This window comes from Massilia terrae, assembly GCF_024753145.1.
In the GTDB taxonomy this organism is placed as follows: domain Bacteria; phylum Pseudomonadota; class Gammaproteobacteria; order Burkholderiales; family Burkholderiaceae_D; genus Telluria; species Telluria terrae.
The window spans coordinates 265,732-283,948 of record NZ_JANUGU010000005.1; the positions used below are offsets into that span (position 1 = coordinate 265,732).

The 18,217-nt window shown below is 66.1% G+C and carries 22 protein-coding genes; 10 read left to right on the plus strand and 12 right to left on the minus strand.

The window, feature by feature from the left end; genetic code table 11:
- Positions 1 to 40: 40 nt before the first annotated feature.
- From NX778_RS16285 to NX778_RS16300, 4 genes are read right to left on the minus strand one after another with little or no spacing between them, the layout of a single operon-like run.
- Entirely contained in the window at positions 41 to 739 is a 699-nt protein-coding gene (locus tag NX778_RS16285) for a TorF family putative porin (RefSeq protein WP_258812815.1), read from the minus strand.
- Complete coding sequence (locus NX778_RS16290) at positions 697 to 1,974, minus strand: S8 family peptidase (RefSeq protein ID WP_258812816.1); 1,278 nt, start codon at positions 1,972 to 1,974, stop codon at positions 697 to 699. The genes NX778_RS16285 and NX778_RS16290 overlap by 43 nt, the downstream gene beginning before the upstream one ends.
- Complete coding sequence (locus tag NX778_RS16295) at positions 1,971 to 2,618, minus strand: zf-HC2 domain-containing protein (protein WP_258812817.1); 648 nt, start codon at positions 2,616 to 2,618, stop codon at positions 1,971 to 1,973. The genes NX778_RS16290 and NX778_RS16295 overlap by 4 nt, the downstream gene beginning before the upstream one ends.
- The gene (locus NX778_RS16300) at positions 2,615 to 3,214 is read right to left on the minus strand and encodes an RNA polymerase sigma factor (RefSeq protein ID WP_258812818.1); all 600 of its coding nucleotides are present in this window, start codon (positions 3,212 to 3,214) and stop codon (positions 2,615 to 2,617) included. Before NX778_RS16300 ends, NX778_RS16295 begins: the two co-directional genes overlap by 4 nt.
- 179 nt (positions 3,215 to 3,393) lie before the next feature.
- On the opposite strand from NX778_RS16300, the gene NX778_RS16305 reads away from it, so the two are divergent.
- The gene (locus NX778_RS16305; RefSeq protein ID WP_258812819.1) at positions 3,394 to 4,149 is read left to right on the plus strand and encodes a hypothetical protein; all 756 of its coding nucleotides are present in this window, start codon (positions 3,394 to 3,396) and stop codon (positions 4,147 to 4,149) included.
- Positions 4,150 to 4,161: 12 nt separating this feature from the next.
- On the opposite strand, the gene NX778_RS16310 is transcribed toward NX778_RS16305, so the two are convergent.
- Positions 4,162 to 5,487, minus strand: a complete 1,326-nt coding sequence (locus NX778_RS16310; RefSeq protein ID WP_258812820.1) for a cytochrome C — start codon at positions 5,485 to 5,487, stop codon at positions 4,162 to 4,164.
- A gap of 193 nt (positions 5,488 to 5,680) precedes the next feature.
- Between NX778_RS16310 and NX778_RS16315 the strand changes: the two genes are divergently transcribed.
- The 5 genes from NX778_RS16315 to NX778_RS16335 all read left to right on the plus strand — a co-directional run bounded on the left by NX778_RS16315 (position 5,681) and on the right by NX778_RS16335 (position 9,802).
- Positions 5,681 to 7,846, plus strand: coding sequence for an FUSC family protein (locus NX778_RS16315; protein ID WP_258812821.1), 2,166 nt, complete (start codon positions 5,681 to 5,683; stop codon positions 7,844 to 7,846).
- A 35-nt stretch (positions 7,847 to 7,881) separates the two neighbouring features.
- Positions 7,882 to 8,736 carry a 4-hydroxybenzoate octaprenyltransferase gene (ubiA, locus tag NX778_RS16320; RefSeq protein WP_258812822.1) on the plus strand — a complete coding sequence of 285 codons (855 nt, stop codon included), beginning with the start codon at positions 7,882 to 7,884 and terminating at the stop codon, positions 8,734 to 8,736.
- A gap of 77 nt (positions 8,737 to 8,813) precedes the next feature.
- A complete protein-coding gene (locus NX778_RS16325; RefSeq protein ID WP_258812823.1) occupies positions 8,814 to 9,134 on the plus strand; it encodes an ElaB/YgaM/YqjD family protein in 321 nt (106 codons plus the stop codon).
- A gap of 1 nt (position 9,135) precedes the next feature.
- On the plus strand, positions 9,136 to 9,513 hold the full coding sequence (locus tag NX778_RS16330) for a phage holin family protein (RefSeq protein ID WP_258812824.1): 378 nt from the start codon (positions 9,136 to 9,138) through the stop codon (positions 9,511 to 9,513).
- Positions 9,506 to 9,802 carry a hypothetical protein gene (locus tag NX778_RS16335; RefSeq protein WP_258812825.1) on the plus strand — a complete coding sequence of 99 codons (297 nt, stop codon included), beginning with the start codon at positions 9,506 to 9,508 and terminating at the stop codon, positions 9,800 to 9,802. The genes NX778_RS16330 and NX778_RS16335 overlap by 8 nt, the downstream gene beginning before the upstream one ends.
- A gap of 161 nt (positions 9,803 to 9,963) precedes the next feature.
- Here the strand turns inward: NX778_RS16335 and proC are convergent, their stop codons facing one another.
- Both proC and NX778_RS16345 read right to left on the minus strand, forming a co-directional pair.
- Positions 9,964 to 10,785 carry a pyrroline-5-carboxylate reductase gene (gene proC, locus NX778_RS16340; RefSeq protein ID WP_258812826.1) on the minus strand — a complete coding sequence of 274 codons (822 nt, stop codon included), beginning with the start codon at positions 10,783 to 10,785 and terminating at the stop codon, positions 9,964 to 9,966.
- Positions 10,782 to 11,495, minus strand: coding sequence for a YggS family pyridoxal phosphate-dependent enzyme (locus tag NX778_RS16345; protein WP_258812827.1), 714 nt, complete (start codon positions 11,493 to 11,495; stop codon positions 10,782 to 10,784). Before NX778_RS16345 ends, proC begins: the two co-directional genes overlap by 4 nt.
- 71 nt (positions 11,496 to 11,566) lie before the next feature.
- Here NX778_RS16345 and NX778_RS16350 point away from each other — a divergent pair, with 71 nt between their 5' ends.
- Positions 11,567 to 12,610, plus strand: coding sequence for a type IV pilus twitching motility protein PilT (locus NX778_RS16350; RefSeq protein WP_258812828.1), 1,044 nt, complete (start codon positions 11,567 to 11,569; stop codon positions 12,608 to 12,610).
- A gap of 8 nt (positions 12,611 to 12,618) precedes the next feature.
- Positions 12,619 to 13,755, plus strand: a complete 1,137-nt coding sequence (locus NX778_RS16355; RefSeq protein WP_258812829.1) for a PilT/PilU family type 4a pilus ATPase — start codon at positions 12,619 to 12,621, stop codon at positions 13,753 to 13,755.
- A gap of 6 nt (positions 13,756 to 13,761) precedes the next feature.
- Here the strand turns inward: NX778_RS16355 and NX778_RS16360 are convergent, their stop codons facing one another.
- Positions 13,762 to 14,076 carry a hypothetical protein gene (locus tag NX778_RS16360; protein WP_258812830.1) on the minus strand — a complete coding sequence of 105 codons (315 nt, stop codon included), beginning with the start codon at positions 14,074 to 14,076 and terminating at the stop codon, positions 13,762 to 13,764.
- An 81-nt stretch (positions 14,077 to 14,157) separates the two neighbouring features.
- Here NX778_RS16360 and NX778_RS16365 point away from each other — a divergent pair, with 81 nt between their 5' ends.
- Entirely contained in the window at positions 14,158 to 14,640 is a 483-nt protein-coding gene (locus NX778_RS16365; RefSeq protein WP_258812831.1) for a glutathione peroxidase, read from the plus strand.
- Positions 14,641 to 14,649: 9 nt separating this feature from the next.
- Here the strand turns inward: NX778_RS16365 and NX778_RS16370 are convergent, their stop codons facing one another.
- Together NX778_RS16370 and NX778_RS16375 are read right to left on the minus strand one after the other, a co-directional pair.
- Positions 14,650 to 15,057 (minus strand): hypothetical protein, encoded by a 408-nt coding sequence (locus NX778_RS16370; RefSeq protein ID WP_258812832.1) that lies wholly within the window; start codon positions 15,055 to 15,057, stop codon positions 14,650 to 14,652.
- A 184-nt stretch (positions 15,058 to 15,241) separates the two neighbouring features.
- Positions 15,242 to 15,709: a hypothetical protein gene (locus NX778_RS16375; protein ID WP_258812833.1), complete on the minus strand. Its 468-nt coding sequence runs from the start codon at positions 15,707 to 15,709 to the stop codon at positions 15,242 to 15,244.
- Positions 15,710 to 15,921: 212 nt separating this feature from the next.
- On the opposite strand from NX778_RS16375, the gene NX778_RS16380 reads away from it, so the two are divergent.
- Positions 15,922 to 16,608, plus strand: coding sequence for an HAD family hydrolase (locus tag NX778_RS16380; RefSeq protein ID WP_258812835.1), 687 nt, complete (start codon positions 15,922 to 15,924; stop codon positions 16,606 to 16,608).
- Here NX778_RS16380 and NX778_RS16385 read toward each other — a convergent pair.
- Both NX778_RS16385 and NX778_RS16390 read right to left on the minus strand, forming a co-directional pair.
- A complete protein-coding gene (locus NX778_RS16385; RefSeq protein ID WP_258812836.1) occupies positions 16,605 to 17,072 on the minus strand; it encodes a hypothetical protein in 468 nt (155 codons plus the stop codon). The genes NX778_RS16380 and NX778_RS16385 overlap by 4 nt on opposite strands.
- Positions 17,065 to 18,153: an MGDG synthase family glycosyltransferase gene (locus NX778_RS16390; protein ID WP_258812838.1), complete on the minus strand. Its 1,089-nt coding sequence runs from the start codon at positions 18,151 to 18,153 to the stop codon at positions 17,065 to 17,067. The genes NX778_RS16385 and NX778_RS16390 overlap by 8 nt, the downstream gene beginning before the upstream one ends.
- Positions 18,154 to 18,217 lie beyond the last annotated feature (64 nt).

Here is an 18,217-nt window from a genome sequence, read left to right on the forward strand (position 1 = left end):
GGGCAAGGTTCAATCGAGTACAAGCACGAAGGTGCTTACTTTAGAAGTGCATGCTTGCGCTGAAGAGGAACTGGCGCGCGCGGGCGTATTCATAGCCGCGGGACTTCTGCAGCGACCCGACACTGGCCTGCAGGGTCCAGCGGTCGAGGCCGAGCGCCAGCCCGGCACGCAAGTCGACACGGTCGCGCCCGTCGCCGGGGTAGGCGCCGAACGCATGCTTCAGGCCGGCATGGGCGGTCAGCCTCAGCTTGTCGTTGAGTGGATGCGAGGCGTTCAGGTCGAGGTAGGCGCTGCGTCCGCCGCCGAAATAGTCGGGCGACAGGAACAGCCGGGCGCTGGCGTTGTCCGTCGCCAGGCCCGCGTAGATTTCAGAGTAGCTGTAGCGGGTGTCGCGCAGGAAGGAGGTACGGCTCACGCCGGCATCCCAGGACAGGCCCGAGGCCAGCTGGTGCGCGAAGCCGCCATACACGATCAGCTCGGCCTGGGTTGGGGCGCGGCCCAGCATCACCGGCGAGGCGAAGCCGCCGGCATACCAGCCGCTGTCGGTGTCGTGTTCCACCCGCAGCTGGGCCACGGGGCGGCTGGACAGCACCACGCCGCGCGCATCGTAGGCCGAGGCCAGGGTCAGGCTGCCGCTGGTCTGGGCGTGCGCGACGGCGGGCCAGCCCAATGCACCGCCAGCCAGCAGCAAGGCGGCTACGGTAGAAGCTCGAAAGTCGCGGCGGTAGTCGTGGGACATTGGCAGACGCAGGCTCCGGCGGCGCGCCCGACAGCAGCGCATGCGTCTATCCTACCAGCTCGGCTGTTTCCTGAGGCGCTCACCCGTGCGGTGGGCGGGCTGGCCAGCTCGCGCCGCAGCCGCGCCGGGGTGGTGCCCGGCTGCAGGGCCAGCAGCAGGGCCGTCAGCCCGCTCACGTGGGCCGCCGCGAAGGATGCGCCGGAGACCATGCCCCAGCGCCCGCCAGGCAGGCTGGTCGGGATATCGGTGCCCGGCGCGCGCAGGGCATAGGCCGGCAGCAGGCGCGGATCGTCGTCCGTCGCCACCGCGATCACGCCCGGATACGATGCCGGGAAGCCGCCGTCGGCGCGCTGCGGGTCGAAGGCGCCGACCACGGCCACGCCGCGCGCCGCCGCCGCGTCGAGCAGGGTCTGCAGCAGGCGGTCCGGGGGGCCGGACAAGCTCAGGTTGATGATCCTGGCGTCATTCACCAGCGCGAAATGGATGGCCTTCCCCAGGGTAAACGTGTTGCAGCGGGCGGGCTGGCCGCGCGTCTCCCAGCAGGCCCGCAAGCCCATCAGCCGGGCGTCCGGCGCGATGCCGGCGATGCCCTTGCCGTTGCCGGCGTGCGCCGCGATGATGCCGGCCACCGCCGTGCCATGCGCCTCGGCGGTGTCCGGCTTGTCGTCGACGAAGTCCTCGCGCCGGTCCAGCTGCCCGGCCAGGTCGGGATGATCGGCATCGATGCCGCTATCGATCACGGCCACCGCGACCTTGCGCCCGGTGCTGGCGCGCTGCAGCGCGGACAGGTGCCAGAAGCGCTCCGCCGGCTGCACCTGCAGCAGCGGATCGGCCTCCAGCCCGTGGTACTGGTTAAGCGGCTGCGCCCACGCCACCCGCGGGTCGCGCGCCAGCAGGGCCAGCACCGGTTCCAGCGGCGCGTCGGCGCTGGCTTCCATCACGAAGCAGTCGATGCCGATCGCCGGCATCGGCCAATCGTCGACCAGCGTCAGCTTGTAGGTGGCGGCCAGCTCGCGCGCGGTGCGGCGCAGCGCGGCGCGGGCGCCGTCTTCCGCATAGCCGCCGGCGTAAGCGCTGTCCGGGCGGAAGTGTGGCGCCGGCATGCGCAGCATCACCAGCACGCGGTGCGAAGCGGCGTCCTCGCGGGTCGCCGCGTCCTGCTGCGCGGCGCACGCTGGCGGCGCCGCCGCACACAGGGCGGCGCACAGCGCGATGGCGATGGCGGGGAGTCTCACGGCCGCTCCTCCGCGCGCAGCGGCTCGGCCAGCGTCACCGCCGGTTCGGCGCGCAGCCGGGCCAGGGCGATGGTGGCATCGCTGGCGCTTACCAGATAGGCGTCGGTGACGGTCGGGCCGTCGACGATGCGCACGCCGCTGGTGCGCACGATGCGGCGCATTTCGCTTTCGGTGGTCTGCGGCTTGAACACGACCACCAGCGAGGCATCTTGCCGCGCGTTAGCGCCGAGCACCCGGTAGGCGCCGGTGTCGGCGGGGCGCACCAGCGCCACCAGCAGCGCGGCGATCACGGCGGCCTGCGCCACCAGGGCGCCGCGCAGCCACGCGGCTTCGTTCGCGGCCAGCCGGGCGCGCCAGCGCGGCAGCAAGCCGGGCCGTGGTATGGAGGGCTGGGCGGTGTCGAGGCGCGACAGCATGCGCGCCAGCGCCCGCTCCGGATCGATGGCCGGCACCGGACTGGCCTGCGCGGCCTCACGCAGGTTGCGCAGCTGATTGAGTTCCTGTCGGCACAGCGCGCAGGACCGGACGTGGGCCCGGACGGCGTCCAGTTCGCCGCCCTCCAGGCTGCCGTTCAGCAGCCAGGGCAGCGCTTCGCGCGCCGCGCGGTGGGCCGCCTCGCCGGCGATGTCTGCATTCAGGTTCATGGTCTCCCCTCCAGCTGGTCCGCGAGCAGCAGCGCCAGGCGCCGGCGCGCGTGAAACAGCCGCGTTTTCACCGTGTTGACCGGACACTCCAGGATCTCCGCGATTTCGGCATAGCTCATGTCGTGGTAGAAGGTCAGCTGGAACGCGGCCCGCTGTGCCAGAGGCAATTCGTCGAGCGCGGCGTCGAGCGCCTGCGCCAGGCGCGCTTGCTCGCAGCGCCACTCGGGCCGCCAGTCGGCCTCGCCCTCGCAGGTTTCCATATCCGCGTCGACCGGCTCGTCCAGCCTGTGCAGGACCTTGCAACCCTTGCGGTAGGCAATCGCGAACACCCAGGTCGACAGTTTGCAGCTGTGGTCGAACGTGGACGCCTTTTGCCACACAACAAGCATGGTGTCATCGACGATCTCCTCGATCAGCGGCACGTTGCGCGTCATGCGGTGCAGGAAGCGTGTCAGGCGCGGCAAATATGCCCGGTACAAGGTTTCGAAGGCACGCCGGTCCCCGCCCGCGATCTGGGCAATCAAACTGGCTTCGCCGCCGGGATCGGCATCCCGGCGGCGCGCCAGCGGCTCGCTTGCCTCGGTGTGGGTGTCCACGCCTTGTCTCCTCTCACCTCAACCGGTAAATACCGTCCGGTGGTCCCAAGGTTCAATCATTCTTGCGGAATCGCTTCGCCTTCAAGATACCCGATGCGATGCCGCGCCGCCACGGAATTCAGGCTGCGTTCACCTTCGGCCGCCATCATGCCGCCATCCCTCACTCAGCCTTCACTTACATGAAACACGGTTTCACACTCCTGCTGCTGGCACTGGCGGCCGGCGCCGCCACGGCCGCGCCCGAAGAAATCCAGGTCTACATGAACGAGATGAACAAACCGGGCGAATTCGGCCTGGACGTGCATGCCAATTATGTCTTGTCGGGATCGCGCGAGCTCGACTATACCGGCGCACAGCTGTCGCGGCACGCCTTGCGCGTCACGCCCGAATTCTCGTACGGCCTGACCGACAGCCTGGAGCTTGGCGCTTACATCCTCGGTGCGCGCGACGCGGCCGGCCGCTACGATATCGGCGGCGAAAAGCTGCGCCTGAAATTCATCCCGAGCGCGCCGGACAGCCCCCTGTTCTACGGCGCCAACCTGGAACTGGGCCGGGTCGACCACCGCTTCGACGACAACCCGTGGAATGGCGAGCTCAAAGGCATCCTCGGCTACAAGGGCGCGCGCTGGACCGCCGCGCTGAACGTGAATGTCGATTTCAAGGTGTCCGGCCCGGTCCCCGCGCCGACCACGGTCGAGCTGGCGACCAAGCTGGGCTACGCCATCAGCGACGGCACCCAGCTCGGCATCGAAAGCTACAACGAGCTGGGCCAGGCGAGCCGGCTGGGCCATCCAGGGCGCCAGGCGCACACCACCTACGCCGTGCTCGACACTTCGGTCAAAGGCTGGGACCTGAACCTTGGCATCGGCCGCGGCAACCAGCTGGCGTCCGACCGCTGGGTGCTCAAGGCCATCATCGGGGTGCCCTTCAACTGACAGGGCGCCTGATCAGTAGGCCACCCAGGCGTACACGAACAGCGTATTGTTATCGCGCGGCGCGCGGCCGGCCCCGTCGTAATCGTGTGTCGCCCCGTGAAAGCGGTCGAAGGAAAAATACTGGGCGCCGATCCGCAGGTACTGGACCGGCATCCAGAACACTTCCGGCACCCAGCCGCGGGTTCCCGGATTACCCGCCGGGTCGGGATACAAGGTGCTGTCCGAACTGCCGCTGGTGCTGAAATACATCAGGCTCGCGCCATAGCGTGCCCGGTACACGTAACTGCCCTTCAGGCGCAGCGACCTGAGCCGGTTGCGCGGATTGTCCGCTATGCCCGCCGCATCGCCGTTGCCGATCGTCTCCCTGATGTAGCTGAGCTGTGCCGTGACCGCATGCGGATCGGCCAGATACTGGTACTGGGCATCCACGCCCCGGTCGCGGTACGAGATGACCGGGCCCACCGGATTCAAGTTGTCCGGATAAACCTTGGCATTGAACGCGAACGCCCCGACCATCGCGCTGTGCGCGCCCCAGTCGTGGTTCCACGCAAGCCGCAGGTAGGGATTCGCGCCCCGCAATTTCACCTGGTCGGCGTTCGCGATCCCTTGGCTCAGGAAGGACCAGATCCCGTTCGCGGTCCGGTAGCCCGCAAGCTCGACATAGATTTCCTGGTTCCAGAAGGCGTAGGCGCCAATGCCGGCGGCCTGCGCGCCAAGCTGGGTAACGATCGGCATGGCGTCCGGGCCGGTGACGCCGAATTGCGTCGGTACGTACTGGATCCAGGCGGGCGCCGTATTCCATGGGTCCGCCACCGAAGGATTGTTGTTCAGGGACACGCCAACAATCCAGTCATTGCCGTGGTCGCCGAACCGGTCCGCATAGCGCAGGTCGGCATTGTCCGAGGCCGTGTGCCCCTTCCACTCACCGCTCACCGGATCCTGGCTGTCGTAGTTATTGTAGGTGAACTGGGCGAAGACGCCGACGTGGTCGCTGACCTTGCCCGCCACGAAAACGCTACCGGTCTGGAAGATGGCGGCGGCGTCCTTGGCGAACGCAGCGTCCGCGGTGGGGTCGGAGCTCCTGGTGTAACTGGCCACGCCCATGACCGACAGGGGAATGGTGCGCGAGCCGATCGTGTACCCGGTCAGCTTGAACAGGCGGCCGAACGGGCTCAGTTCAGGAAACTGGCCGCCGGCATGGCAAGCGGTGCAGGCCTGCCCTGTTTGTCTTGCAAAGGCAGGCAATGCGCTGGCTGGGGCCGGTGCGAGCAGGAGGAGGAAGAACGGGACAAGCGCGAGCCTTCGAGCAAGGAATAAAAAGTCGGCAAGCAGTCTCATGATCACGCTCCCACGGCGGGACACTCGACATTGCAGTCTAGTGCCGTTTCTACGCTTTTCAACCACGAATAGCTGGCCGAACAAGCGCCGGACGCCGTGTCCAAAGGTTCCGGAACGCGCCATCGCGGCGCTATAATGAGCTCATCCTTCTCGACCGCGCTTGCCCCGCCGGGCCAGCGAGCGATCCGAACCGATGCATTACGCCCTCGCCCCGCGCACCTTCCTCTTCAGTCATTACTTCTATACCGGCCTGCGCATCGCCACGGGCATCGTCGGCCTCACCTGGCTGACCTACGCCATCTCCGACCTGCCGACCGCGATGGCGGTCTCGATCGGCGCGCTGTGCACCAGCTTGATGGACCTGCCCAGTCCCCTGCGCCACAAGTTCAACGAGATGCTGGCCGGCGTGCTGGCGTGCTCGCTGGTGGCGCTGCTGGTCAGCCTGTCCTCGCCCGTGCCGTGGCTGCTGCGCACGGTGATCGTGCTGGTCACCTTCCTCGCCAGCATGATGGTGGTCTACGGCAGGAAGGCGATGCCGCTGCAGTTCGTGGCGCTGTTCGTGATGATGCTGTCCACCGGCGCGGCGGCCACGCCACTGCAGGCGCTGCGCCACGGCGCCCTGTTCTTCGCCGGCGGCGCCGGCTATATGGCGTACGCGATGGTGGTGGTGTGGATCCTGCAGCGCCGCCTCAAGCAGCAGGTGCTGGCCGAAGCCTTGTACGAGCTGGCCACCTACACCAGCATCAAGGCCGGCTGCTACGACATGGCCATGCCGCTTCCGGCCCAGATGGAAAAGCTGGTGCGCCAGCAAAGCGCGCTGGCCGAGCGGCAACAGGCCTCGCGTGACCTGGTCCTGCGCGGCAAGCCCACGCCGAACGAAACCATCCTGGTGCAGGTGCACTACGCCATGCTCGACCTGTACGAGCTGGTGCTGTCGACCCACACCGACTACGCCCTGCTGCGCCAGCATTTCGCCCACGGCCCGGTGCTGCCGCTGCTGGGCGACCTGGTCGGCAAGGCGGCACAGGACATCGAATCGGTGGCGTACGCGACCACCCGCAACCGGCCCTCGCAGCAGGAGATCGACTACACGGACGAGCTGCGCGCGCTGGACCAGCTGCTGCACGAGCTGCCGCCGGGCGTAGGCGAGGCGGCCGAGGCGCAGGCGGTACTGCGCGGCGCGTGCAACAAGATCGGCGACGTGATCGTGGCGATCGCGCAGATGCATGCCGCCAGCCAGGCGCCGCACGGCGCGCTGCCGGTCGCGGCCAGCGTCGACCCCACGCCTTTCCTGACCCAGCAGCGCTACAGCCTCGGCATCCTGTTCGCCAACCTGCGCTGGAGCTCGCCGACCTTCCGCTATGCGCTGCGGGTGGCAATGGCGATCTCGGTCGGCCTCATGTCGTCCGAATGGCTACCCTACAAATCGCACGGCTACTGGACCGCGCTGACCATCGCGGTGGTCCTCAAGCCGACCTACAGCATGACCCGCCAGCGCCGTGAGGACCGCCTGGTCGGCACCGCGATCGGCTGCCTGCTGACGGCGGTGATCCTGCATTTCGTCCATGCGCCGGCGGTCCTGTTCGGCTTCCTGTTCGTGGCGACGGCGGCCGGGCCGACCTTCCTGAACATCAAGTACCGCTACACGGCGGTGGCGGCCAGCATGCAGGCCCTGCTCCTGATCGGCCTGACGGTGCCGCACAGCACCGGCGTCATCGGCGCGCGCCTGCTGGACACGCTGGTCGGCACCGTGATCGCCACTTTCTTCAGCTTCGTGCTGCCGAACTGGGAATACCAGAACCTGCCCAAGCTGGTGGACGCGGTGCTGGACGCCAACCGCAAATACATCGACGCCGCCGCCGAGCTGCTGCTGAAACGTCCCGGCGACGATTTCCACTACCGCATCAGCCGCAAGCGCTTCATGGACAATCTCGCTTCGCTCAGCGCCGCGCTGGGCCGCATGCTGGACGAGCCGGCTGACAAGCAGCGCGCTCCCGCCGAACTGAACCGCTTCACGGTGCAGAACTACCTGCTGGTGGCGCACATGGCGGCGCTGCGGCTGCTGCTGCAGCGCTATGCGGAGAACCTGCCGCGCGCCGAGGTCGATGCCGCGCTCACGGCCACTTTCGCCCAGGTCCGCGACAGCCTCGGGGCGGTGCCTCAGGCGGACGCCACGGCGCCAGGCGGCCATTCCAAGTGGATCGCGCACTGGCCGGGCTGGGCGCCGCTGCAGCGCCGGCTGAGGCTGCTGCAGCAGGATGCCGCGCAGGTGGCGCTCAGCCGCGATGCGATCGGCATCGCCCTCGGCCGGGCGCGGCGGCAAGAGGCTGTCAGCAAGGATGACGCGCGGATCGCGTAAAATCCTGCCTTCAGCACAACAGTTCCCGCAATCCCATGAGCAAACTGGCGCTCTATCTCCGCCTCGTGCGGGCCGACAAGCCGATCGGCATCCTCCTTCTGCTGTGGCCGACGCTGTGGGCGCTGTGGATGGCCTCCGGCGGCAAGCCGAACCCGATGGTCGTGGCGATCTTCGTGGTCGGCACCGCCCTGATGCGCTCGGCCGGCTGCGCGATCAACGACTACGCCGACCGCGACTTCGACCTGCACGTCAAGCGCACCGCCGAACGCCCGCTGACCAGCGGCCGCATCAAGGGCTGGGAAGCGCTGATGGTCGCGCTGGTGCTGGCGCTCGTCTCCTTCCTGCTGATCCTGCCGCTGAACGCGCTGACCAAGGAACTGTCGGTGGTCGCCGTCGTCGTCGCCGGCACCTATCCGTATTTCAAGCGCTTCTTCGCGATCCCGCAGGCCTACCTCGGCATCGCCTTCGGCTTCGGTATCCCGATGGCATTTGCCGCCGTGACGGGCGCCGTGCCCGCCATCGCCTGGTGGTTGCTGGTGGCGAATATCTTCTGGGCCGTTGCCTATGACACCGAATACGCAATGGTCGACCGCGATGACGACTTGAAAATCGGCATCAAGACCTCCGCCATCACCTTCGGCCGCTACGACGTCGCCGCCGTCATGCTGTGCTACGCGGCGGCGCTGCTGATCGACCTCGCCTGCGGCTGGCTGCTGGGCCTGCGCTGGTGGTTCGTGGCCGGCATGGCGGTGGCGGCCGGGATGGCGGTCTACCACTACTTCCTGATCCGCGATCGCGACCGCATGCGCTGCTTTGCCGCGTTCCGCCACAACAACTGGTTGGGTGCGGCGGTATTTATTGGTGTCGCGTTAGACTATGCATTAGGATAATATTGTCCGGAATACACCCGGTGCTTCTTCCTGCAACGCACCGGGCCTGACACTTCAATCGCAAGAAAGGCTTTTCAATGATGGAACGAATTCCCACCCAGACCGGCGCGCGCGACCAACTGCTGTCCGACCTGAAAACCGTGATCGCCGACGCCGAAGCCTGGCTGCGCCACGGCAGCCAGCTGTCGGGCGAAGAACTGAAGGCCGCCAAGGCCAAGTTCGAAAAGACCCTGATCAACGCCAAGGACGACCTGGTCCGCCTGGAGCAGGTTGCCGTCGAGAAGGCCAAAGTGGCGGCCAAGGCGACCGACGACTACGTCAAGGAAAATCCGTGGAAAGCGGTCGGCCTGGGCGCGGCGCTGGGCGTCGTGGTCGGCATGCTCATCGCGCGCAAATAAGATGACACTCGGCGCGTCCGTAGGCCGGATCGGCGCGACCCTGGTCGCGATGCTGCACACGCGGCTGGAGCTGGCCGCGGTCGAGGCGCAGGAGGAGGCGCGCCGCCTGTATGGCTACTTCGCGTGGACCATGATGGCGGTATTCCTCGGCGCCGGCGCCGCGCTGCTGGCCGCGCTGTTTGTCATCCTGGTTTTCTGGGAAAGCTACCGCCTGCTCGCCGTGGGCGGCATGGCGGTGCTGTTCGCGCTGGCCGCGTTCGTGATCTGGAGGCGGGTGAAGGCGAGCTTCGATGCGCGTCCGCCGGTGTTCGCGGCCACGCTGGCCGAGCTGCGCAACGATATCGATTTCATCACCGGCGTGGGGCAGGCAAGTGAGTGAACGTGCGACCGCGCTGGCGCAGCGGCGCGCCGAACTGATCGAGCTGTGCGAGCTGCAGCGTACCTTCCTGGCCGAGGAAGTGGATGCCCTGCGTGGGCCGCTGGAGGGCGGGTTGACCGGGATGCTGGGCGTGCAGAAGCCGCTGCTGCTGGCGGCTGCCGGTGTCGCGCTGGGCTTGCTGGTGACGCGGCCGAAGCGCTTGCTGTCGGCGCTGGCCGGCGGGCTGTCAGTGTGGAAGGTGGCGAGCAAGGTGCTGCCGATGCTGGCGCGGTTGCGCAGCCAATCCTGACCCCCTGCTTAAAATCCGTCGTCCCGGCGCGGGCCGGGACCCATGCTGGGCCAGCAGTATGCAATATTTTGCATATTTCGACTGCGCGCGCGTTCCATGGGTCCCGGCCGGCGCCGGGACGACGGTTTTGAAATTGGCTAAATTGTTTATAACAAGGCAGCTCAGGCATCCTTGCCCAGCTCATCACCCATCTCGCGGCCGCGCGCCGACGCCGCCTTGATCGCGGCGACAATCGCTTCCTTCACGCCTGACTGCTCCATGCTGGTGATCGCCGCATAGGTCGTCCCGCCTTTCGACGTCACCCGCTGCCGCAGCACCTCCACCGGCTCATCCGACTGCGCCGCCAGCTGCGCCGCGCCGGTGAAAGTGGCCAGCGCCAGCTGCCTGCCCTGCTCCGCCGACAAGCCCAGCTCCAGCGCCGCCTGCTGCATCGCTTCGAGGAAGAAGAACACATAGGCCGGTCCGCTGCCCGACACCGCCGTCACCGGATCCAGCAGCTCCTCCTTGTCCAGCCACACGGTCTTGCCGACTGCGCGCAGGATGCCATCGGCAGCAGACTTCTGCTCCTCGCTCGCCCCGGGCATCGCCACCATGCCCGTCACGCCCTGCCCGATCAGCGCCGGCGTATTCGGCATGCAGCGCACGATCGCGCCGTAGCCACCGAGCCAGCGCGACAAGTCCGCGCCGCGGATGCCCGCCGCGATCGACAGCACCAGCGGATTCCCGCCCGCCAGCTGCGCGCGCAGCGCCGCAGCGACTTCGCGCATCTGCTGCGGCTTCACCGACAGCACGATGACGTCGCTCTCCGCCACGCGCGCCGTGATCTCCCGCGCCACGCTCACGCCGTACTTGGTGTCCAGGCGCTGCAGCGCATCCTGGTTCGGATCGACCACGTGGATGTCCGGCCCGGCCGCCAGCTTGCCCACCAGGCCCGCGAGCAGCGCGGTGGCCATGTTCCCGCCACCGATGAAACTGATCTTCATGCATTCCCCTTGTCGTAATGGCGCGCGCCGAAAATGGCGCTGCCGATGCGTACGATGGTGGCGCCTTCGGCCACGGCGGCCTCCAGGTCGCCGGACATGCCCATCGATAGCGTGTCCAGTTCGAGCCCGCCGGCGCGCAGGCGCTCCAGCAGGCCGCGCATGCGCGCGAACGGCGCACGCTGCTTTGCCGGATCGCTCTCCGGCTCCGGGATCGCCATCAGCCCGCGCAGGCGCAGGTTCGGCAGCGCCGCCACCTGGCGCGCCAGCTCGGGCAGCTCGTCTTCCGCGATCCCGCTCTTGCTTGCCTCGCCGCTGACGTTCACCTGCAGGCAGATATTCAGCGGCCCCAGTTCGGGCGGGCGCTGCTCCGACAGGCGCTGGGCGATCTTCAGCCGGTCCACCGAATGCACCCATGCGAAATGGGTCGCGATCGGCCGCGTCTTGTTACTCTGGATCGGCCCGATGAAATGCCATTCGACCAACTCGCCCGGCGCGGCCTGCGCCACCGCCTCGATCTTGTCGAGCGCCTCCTGCAGATAGTTCTCGCCGAACGCGTGCTGGCCCGCGTGCATCGCTTCCAGCACCGCGTCGGCGCCGAAGGTCTTGGACACCGCCAGCAGCCGCACGCTGCCCGGCGCCCTGCCCGCGCCCTCGGCCGCCGCGCGGATTGTGGCCTCTACGTCATGGAGCTTGCTGGAGATGGTGGACATAATTCTTTACACGGGGCAATATTCTGCTTTGAGCTGAAGGCGACGCGCCTTTCAAAGCACAGGGATTATAAATGGACATCGCAGAACTACTCGCCTTCTCGGTAAAGAACAAAGCCTCGGACTTGCACCTGTCGGCCGGCCTGCCGCCGATGATCCGCGTGCACGGCGACGTGCGCCGGATTAACCTGCCGCCGCTGGAGCACAAGGACGTCCACGCCATGATCTATGACATCATGAACGACGGCCAGCGCAAGCAGTACGAGGAAGTGCTCGAATGCGACTTCTCGTTCGAGATCCCGAACCTGGCGCGCTTTCGCGTCAACGCCTTCAACCAGGGCCGCGGCGCGTCGGCGGTGCTGCGCACCATTCCGTCCAAGATCCTGTCGCTGGAAGACCTGAACGCGCCCAAGATCTTCGCCGACCTGGCGCTCAAGCCGCGCGGCCTGGTGCTGGTGACCGGCCCGACCGGTTCCGGCAAGTCGACCACGCTGGCGGCGATGGTCAACCACCTGAACGAAACCGAGTACGGCCACATCCTCACCATCGAGGACCCGATCGAATTCGTGCACGAATCGAAGCGCTGCCTGATCAACCAGCGCGAAGTCGGCCCGCACACGCTGTCCTTCAACAACGCGCTGCGCTCGGCGCTGCGCGAAGACCCGGACTGCATCCTGGTCGGCGAGCTGCGCGACCTGGAGACGATCCGCCTGGCGATGTCGGCGGCGGAAACCGGCCACCTGGTGTTCGGCACCCTGCACACCTCGTCCGCGGCGAAGACGATCGACCGTATCATCGACGTGTTCCCGGCCGACGAAAAAGAGATGGTGCGCGCGATGCTGTCGGAGTCGCTGCAGGCCGTGGTCTCGCAGACCCTGCTCAAGACCAAGGACGGCTCCGGCCGCGTGGCGGCGCACGAGATCATGATCGGCACCCCGGCGATCCGCAACCTGATCCGCGAAGCGAAGGTGGCGCAGATGTACTCGGCGATCCAGACCGGCAGCAATGTGGGCATGCAGACGCTCGACCAGAACCTCACCGACCTCGTACGCCGCAATGTGATCGCGCCGGGCGCGGCGCGCGCGGCGGCCAAGATCCCGGATAACTTCCCCGGCTAAGGACAATCATGGAACGCGACCAGGCTTCAAAATTCATGTTCGACCTGCTGCGCCTGATGACCAGCAAGGGCGGCTCGGACTTGTTCATCACCGCCGGCTTTCCGCCCGCGATGAAAATCGACGGCAAGATGACGCCGGTGTCGAGCCAGGCCCTGACGCCGCAGCACACGGCCGACCTGGCGCGCGCCATCATGAACGACAAGCAGGCGGCCGGCTTCGAGCTCTCGCGCGAAGCCAACTTCGCGATCAGCCCGGGCGACCTCGGACGCTTCCGCGTCTCGGCCTTCCAGCAGATGGGCGCGGTCGGCATGGTGCTGCGCGTGATCACGACCACCATCCCGAAGCTCGAAGACCTCGATCTGCCGGAGATCCTGAAGGAAGTGATCATGACCAAGCGCGGCCTGGTCATCATGGTGGGCGCGACCGGTTCCGGTAAATCGACCACGATGGCGGCAATGGTCGGCTACCGCAACGAGAACAGCTATGGCCACATCCTGACCATCGAGGACCCGGTCGAATTCGTCCACCCGCACAAGAACTGCGTAATCACGCAGCGCGAAGTGGGCGTCGATACCGAGAGCTTCGACGCGGCGCTGAAGAATTCGCTGCGCCAGGCGCCCGACGTGATCCAGATCGGCGAAATCCGCGACCGCGAGACGATGGAGCACGCGATCGCCTTCGCCGAAACCGGCCACCTGGCGCTGGCCACGCTGCACGCCAACAGCGCCAACCAGGCGCTGGACCGCATCATCAACTTCTTCCCGGAAGAGCGCCGCCAGCAGCTGCTGATGGACCTGTCGCTCAACCTGAAGGGCCTGATCTCGCAGCGCCTCATCCCGCGCAAGGAAGCCAAGGGCCGCGTGGTGGCGATCGAGATTATGCTCAACTCGCCGCTGATCTCGGACCTGATCTTCAAGGGCGAAGTCCACGAGATCAAGGAGATCATGAAGAAGTCGCGCGAGCTGGGCATGCAGACTTTCGACATGGCGCTGTTCGACCTCTACGAGGCCGACAAGATCAGCTACGAAGACGCGCTGCGGAATGCGGACTCGGTCAACGACCTGCGCCTGAACATCAAGCTCAATTCCAAGCACACCAAGAACCGCGACCTGTCGGCGGGCACGGAGTCGTTGGGGATTATCTAGTTCTGACTAGGACGTGGCGACGCGGGCGTTCGCCTGCGTCACGCAGCCGCGCAGGACGTTTTCGAGGAAGCGCAGCGCCTCGCCGAGCGACAGGCTGGATGGGATCACGCCCGCCAGCCTGTCGTCCCCGGCGATGCGGTCGACGCCGTAGGCGATATCGCGCGACAGCTCGCGGGCGCGCTTGCCGTCGCTGTTGTACAGGGCATCGTAGCAGCCGACCGCTTCCCACAGCGGCACGAAGCCGGGGCTGGTGCTGTCCTCGAACACGATCGCTGGCTCGGACTCTTCATCCTGCGACCACAGCCGGAACACGAAACTCACGATCACATCCTTCGGTCCAAACAAACGGGCCGCCATGCTACCACGGCGCACCGGGCGTGGCTTTCGCGGTATAGTTTGAACATGAACACTTTCGACTTCCAAGCCAACTCGCTCGATGGCACGCCAACCGACCTGGCGCGCTGGAAGGGCAATGTCCTCCTCATCGTCAATACCGCGAGCGAATGCGGCTTCACGCCGCAGTACGCCGGGCTGGAGCATCTGTACGAACGCTTCAGGGACCGCGGCTTCGCGGTGCTGGGCTTTCCGTGCAACCAGTTCGGCAAGCAGGAACCGGGCAACGAGGCCGAGATCGGCGCGTTCTGCGAAAAGAATTACGGCGTGGACTTCCCGATGTTTGCCAAGGTGGACGTGAACGGCGACAACGCGCACCCGCTCTTCAAGTACCTGAAGGAAGTGGCGCCAGGCGTGCTGGGGACGGAAATGATCAAGTGGAACTTCACCAAGTTCCTCATCAACAAGGATGGCACGGTGGTGCAGCGCTATGCGCCGCAGACCAAGCCGGAAGATATCGCCGGCGATATCGAGAAGCTCCTGGCGGCCTGAACCTGTTTGTCAGAAATTTAGCAGGGAACATTCCGCCTGCGAAAAGGTGCGGTCCGTCACGCTCGTGACCCGCGTGTCCTGCGGGCCAGGTTCTTCCGGAAACGTCACGCCCAGGCGCAGGGGCTTGTGCGCCAGCTGCACGGCGCGAAAATATTGCTTGCCACGGCTCTCCGCCACGCTGCACAGGCCTTTCAAGATGAACATGGCGGAGGACACCGTGAGCGGGCCGGGCGGCATCGTCACTTCGACCAGCGACGCGTCGGCGCCACGCCGGGTTTCGACAAAGCTCATGTCCTGGGGCTTGCCATGTTCCGCCGGCATGTCCCGGCCACTCAGCCTGACCAGGTCCGCACTGCTTTGTGCGCCAACGGCATTGGCCGACAGGACCAACACCGCGGCAACAATACTCTTACGCATGGCTCTCATCCTCGCTTCGCGATGACGAAATATAGCCCGGCCAACGGCGCTTGTTCCTGCGTTGTTCGAAGTATCGCGACGCGGGGCTGGAGGTATTGCCGGCTTGCGTTCCTGCTTAAAGCTCGGCAACAAAATACAAAAAAAGCCCGCGACCTGGCGGGCTTTCTGGTGCTGCAGGCGGCGATTACTTGGCCGGTGCGGCTTCCGTCTTGGCAGCTGCCTTCTTCTCGACCTTGGCTTCATGCTTGGTTTCTGCCTTGGCGGTCACGATGTCTTTCTTCGGTGCTTCGGCCTTGGCTTCCTTGGTGGTTTTGGCTTCGGTCTTCACCGCTTCCTTGGTGCTTTTGGTTTCGGTCTTGACGGCTTCCTTGGCGCCCTTGGCTTCGGCCTTCACCGCTTCCTTGGTTTCCTTGCCGGTGGTCTTCACGGCGGCTTTGGTTTCCTTGGCGTCGGTCTTGGCCACATCCTTCGCTTCCTTGGCGTCTGCCTTGGCGACGGCCGCCGTGTGCTTGGCTTCTGCCTTGGCGACGGCCTTGTCGTGCTGCACTTCAGCTTTCGGTGCGGCGGCGGGCGCGGTGGCCGGAGCCGGGCTTTGGGCAAATGCGGCACCTGCAAACAGACCGGCGATCAGGGTAGCGATAACTTTGTTCATAGTGGCTCCTAGGTTTGATTTTGGTTTCGTGCACATTTGCTGTGTCACTGAGCCGAAAACGGGGCGCCACCCTCATCTGTTGACCGTCCTTACAAAGCGTTACAGCGCTCTCAAATACTTACAAACAACAAAATCCCGGCGCGGGCGGCCTTGTCACACGCATGTAATAGTGATGCCCGATCATCGCGGCAATGCAGCCACGGGAAACCGACATGTACGGACGCTACCGGCGCCTCCTTATCCTCGACGCGGACGGCACCACCATCGACGCGTATTCGGCCATCGAAGCCGCCTTCTCGATGCACGGCCTGACGCTGGGCGACGAACCGCGGTTCCAGAAGCGCCACCACCTTTTCAAATACCTGGGCGGCCTGAAGGAGTTCCCTTCCATCCTCGGCAAGAACCTGCGCAAGAGCAGCCGTGCGAAGATCGTGCAGACGCTGACCGAGGTGTATCGCGCCGACGCCCGCCTGTACGACGGCGTCGCCGACCTGATCAAGTCGCTGGTGGCCGCGCCCGACGTGGCGGTCGGCCTGGTCACGCGCAACATCACCAATGAGCCGATCGAGACGCTGGGCAAGCTGTTCCAGCGCCACGACATCGACATCAAGGAACTCGATTTCGTCGCCCACATCCCGCTGAGCGAAACGAAGACCGAGCAGTTCCGGCAGATCCGCGTCCGCTTCGGCATCAATCCCGCGCTGTCGTACGTGTGCGGCGACGAGCACAAGGATTATCTGGCGGCGGTCAACACCGGCATGCATCCGTTCATGGTGTCGTACGGCTTCGAGGACCATGACCGCCTGGCCGGAAAATTCGAGATCCCGACGGAGATCATTTCGCGCTCGCCGCGTGAACTATGCGGACGCGTGCGCCACGCGCTGATGCTCGATACCTAGACCCGGAACGAGTACACGTACAGCGCGGCGCCGACCAGGCCGAACATCCAGTAGTCGACCGGCGCGCCGAGCACCCAGCGCTTGTGCCAGTGGATGTGCTCCTGCCTGAAGCGCTTCACGCCGAAGGCCGGGTTGATGACGAACCACAGGAAGTCCTCGAGGATCCAGAAAAACATCACGCAGGCTGCGACACGCGCTTCGAGGTGGAACGACCACTGCGCCATCACGAACAGCGGGAAGTGGAAGACCAGTCCGATGAAGGAAAAGATCCACGCGTGGTAGCCGGTCATGGGACGGCCGCCCCAGAAGACATCGAGCAGCCAGTGGTTTTCGATGCGCCAGGTGGGCAGGTTCGCAGCCCAGCCGGCATCGCCTTCGATGTGGACCTCCGCATTGGCGAACAGCCAGGCCAGCAGGAACACGCCAACGATGGGCATCACGAACGGCAGCGCGAAATCAGGCATGGATCTCCACTTTCTTCAAGACGGTCTTGATGACGCGCCCGGCCGCATCGACGCGGCCGAGCATCTGTGCGCGGCTGCGCATCGCATCCAGTTTCCCAGGATGCGCCATCAGGTAGCGCAGGCGGTATTCGAGCGATGGCAGGTCGAAGGCGCGCAAGGCCGCGCCGTGTTCGAGCACGTAGTTGGCGTTGCGGTCTTCCTGGCCGGGAATCGGCGACATCACGATCATCGGCAGGCCCATCGCGAGGCATTCGGCGGTGGTGACGCCGCCGGGCTTGGTGATCACGAGATCGGCGCAGGCCATCAGGCGTTCGACCTTGTTGGTGTAGCCTTGCGGCGCGAGCTTGCCGGGATGCGCGGCCGCCAGCGCCTGCAGCTTCGCCAGCTCTGCCTCGTTCTTGCCGGCCAGTGCGATCAGCTGGAATTTTCCAGGCAGGTCCAGCACCCGCCGCGCGGTCGCGCTCAGGCCGCCGATGCCGGCGCCGCCGCCCATCAGCAGGAAGGTCGTCACGCCCGGATCGAGGCCGAGCTCGCGGGCGCATCCGGCGCGTTCGGGCTTGCGCGAGAAAGCCGGCATGATCGGCATGCCGGTCACGTGGATGGTCCCTGGTGCGATGCCCTGCTCGCGCATCCGGAACGCGACCTCGCTATTGGTGGCGAAGTAGCCATCGATATGCGGGTGCACCCACATGCGGTGCAGGTCGTAGTCGGTCACCTGCACCCACACCGGGCAGCTCAGCTCTCCGGCGCCGATCTGCTGCGACAGGATCTCGGCCGGCAGGAAGTGTGTGCAGATGATCAGTTCCGGTTCGATGCGGGCGATCTCGTCGACCAGCTTCTGGCAATCGCGGCGCTCGACGCGGCGGCGGATCCGGTTGGTCCATCCGCCGGGCCGCGCTTCGTTGGTCATGCGGTAGACGTGGCTCCACAGCGAGGGGGCGCGCTGCACCAGCGACAGGTAGAACTGCGAGTAGATGCGGCGCAGGCGCGGGGTGACGAATTCGAGGGCGTCCAGGTGGATCGCTTCGGCGTCGGGCAGCGCCTGCGCCGCCTCCACCCGCAAGGCCTCCGCTACCCGCATGTGGCCTGCGCCGGCGGAGACACTCAATAACAGGATTTTTCGGCGGCCAGTGGTCGACATATCA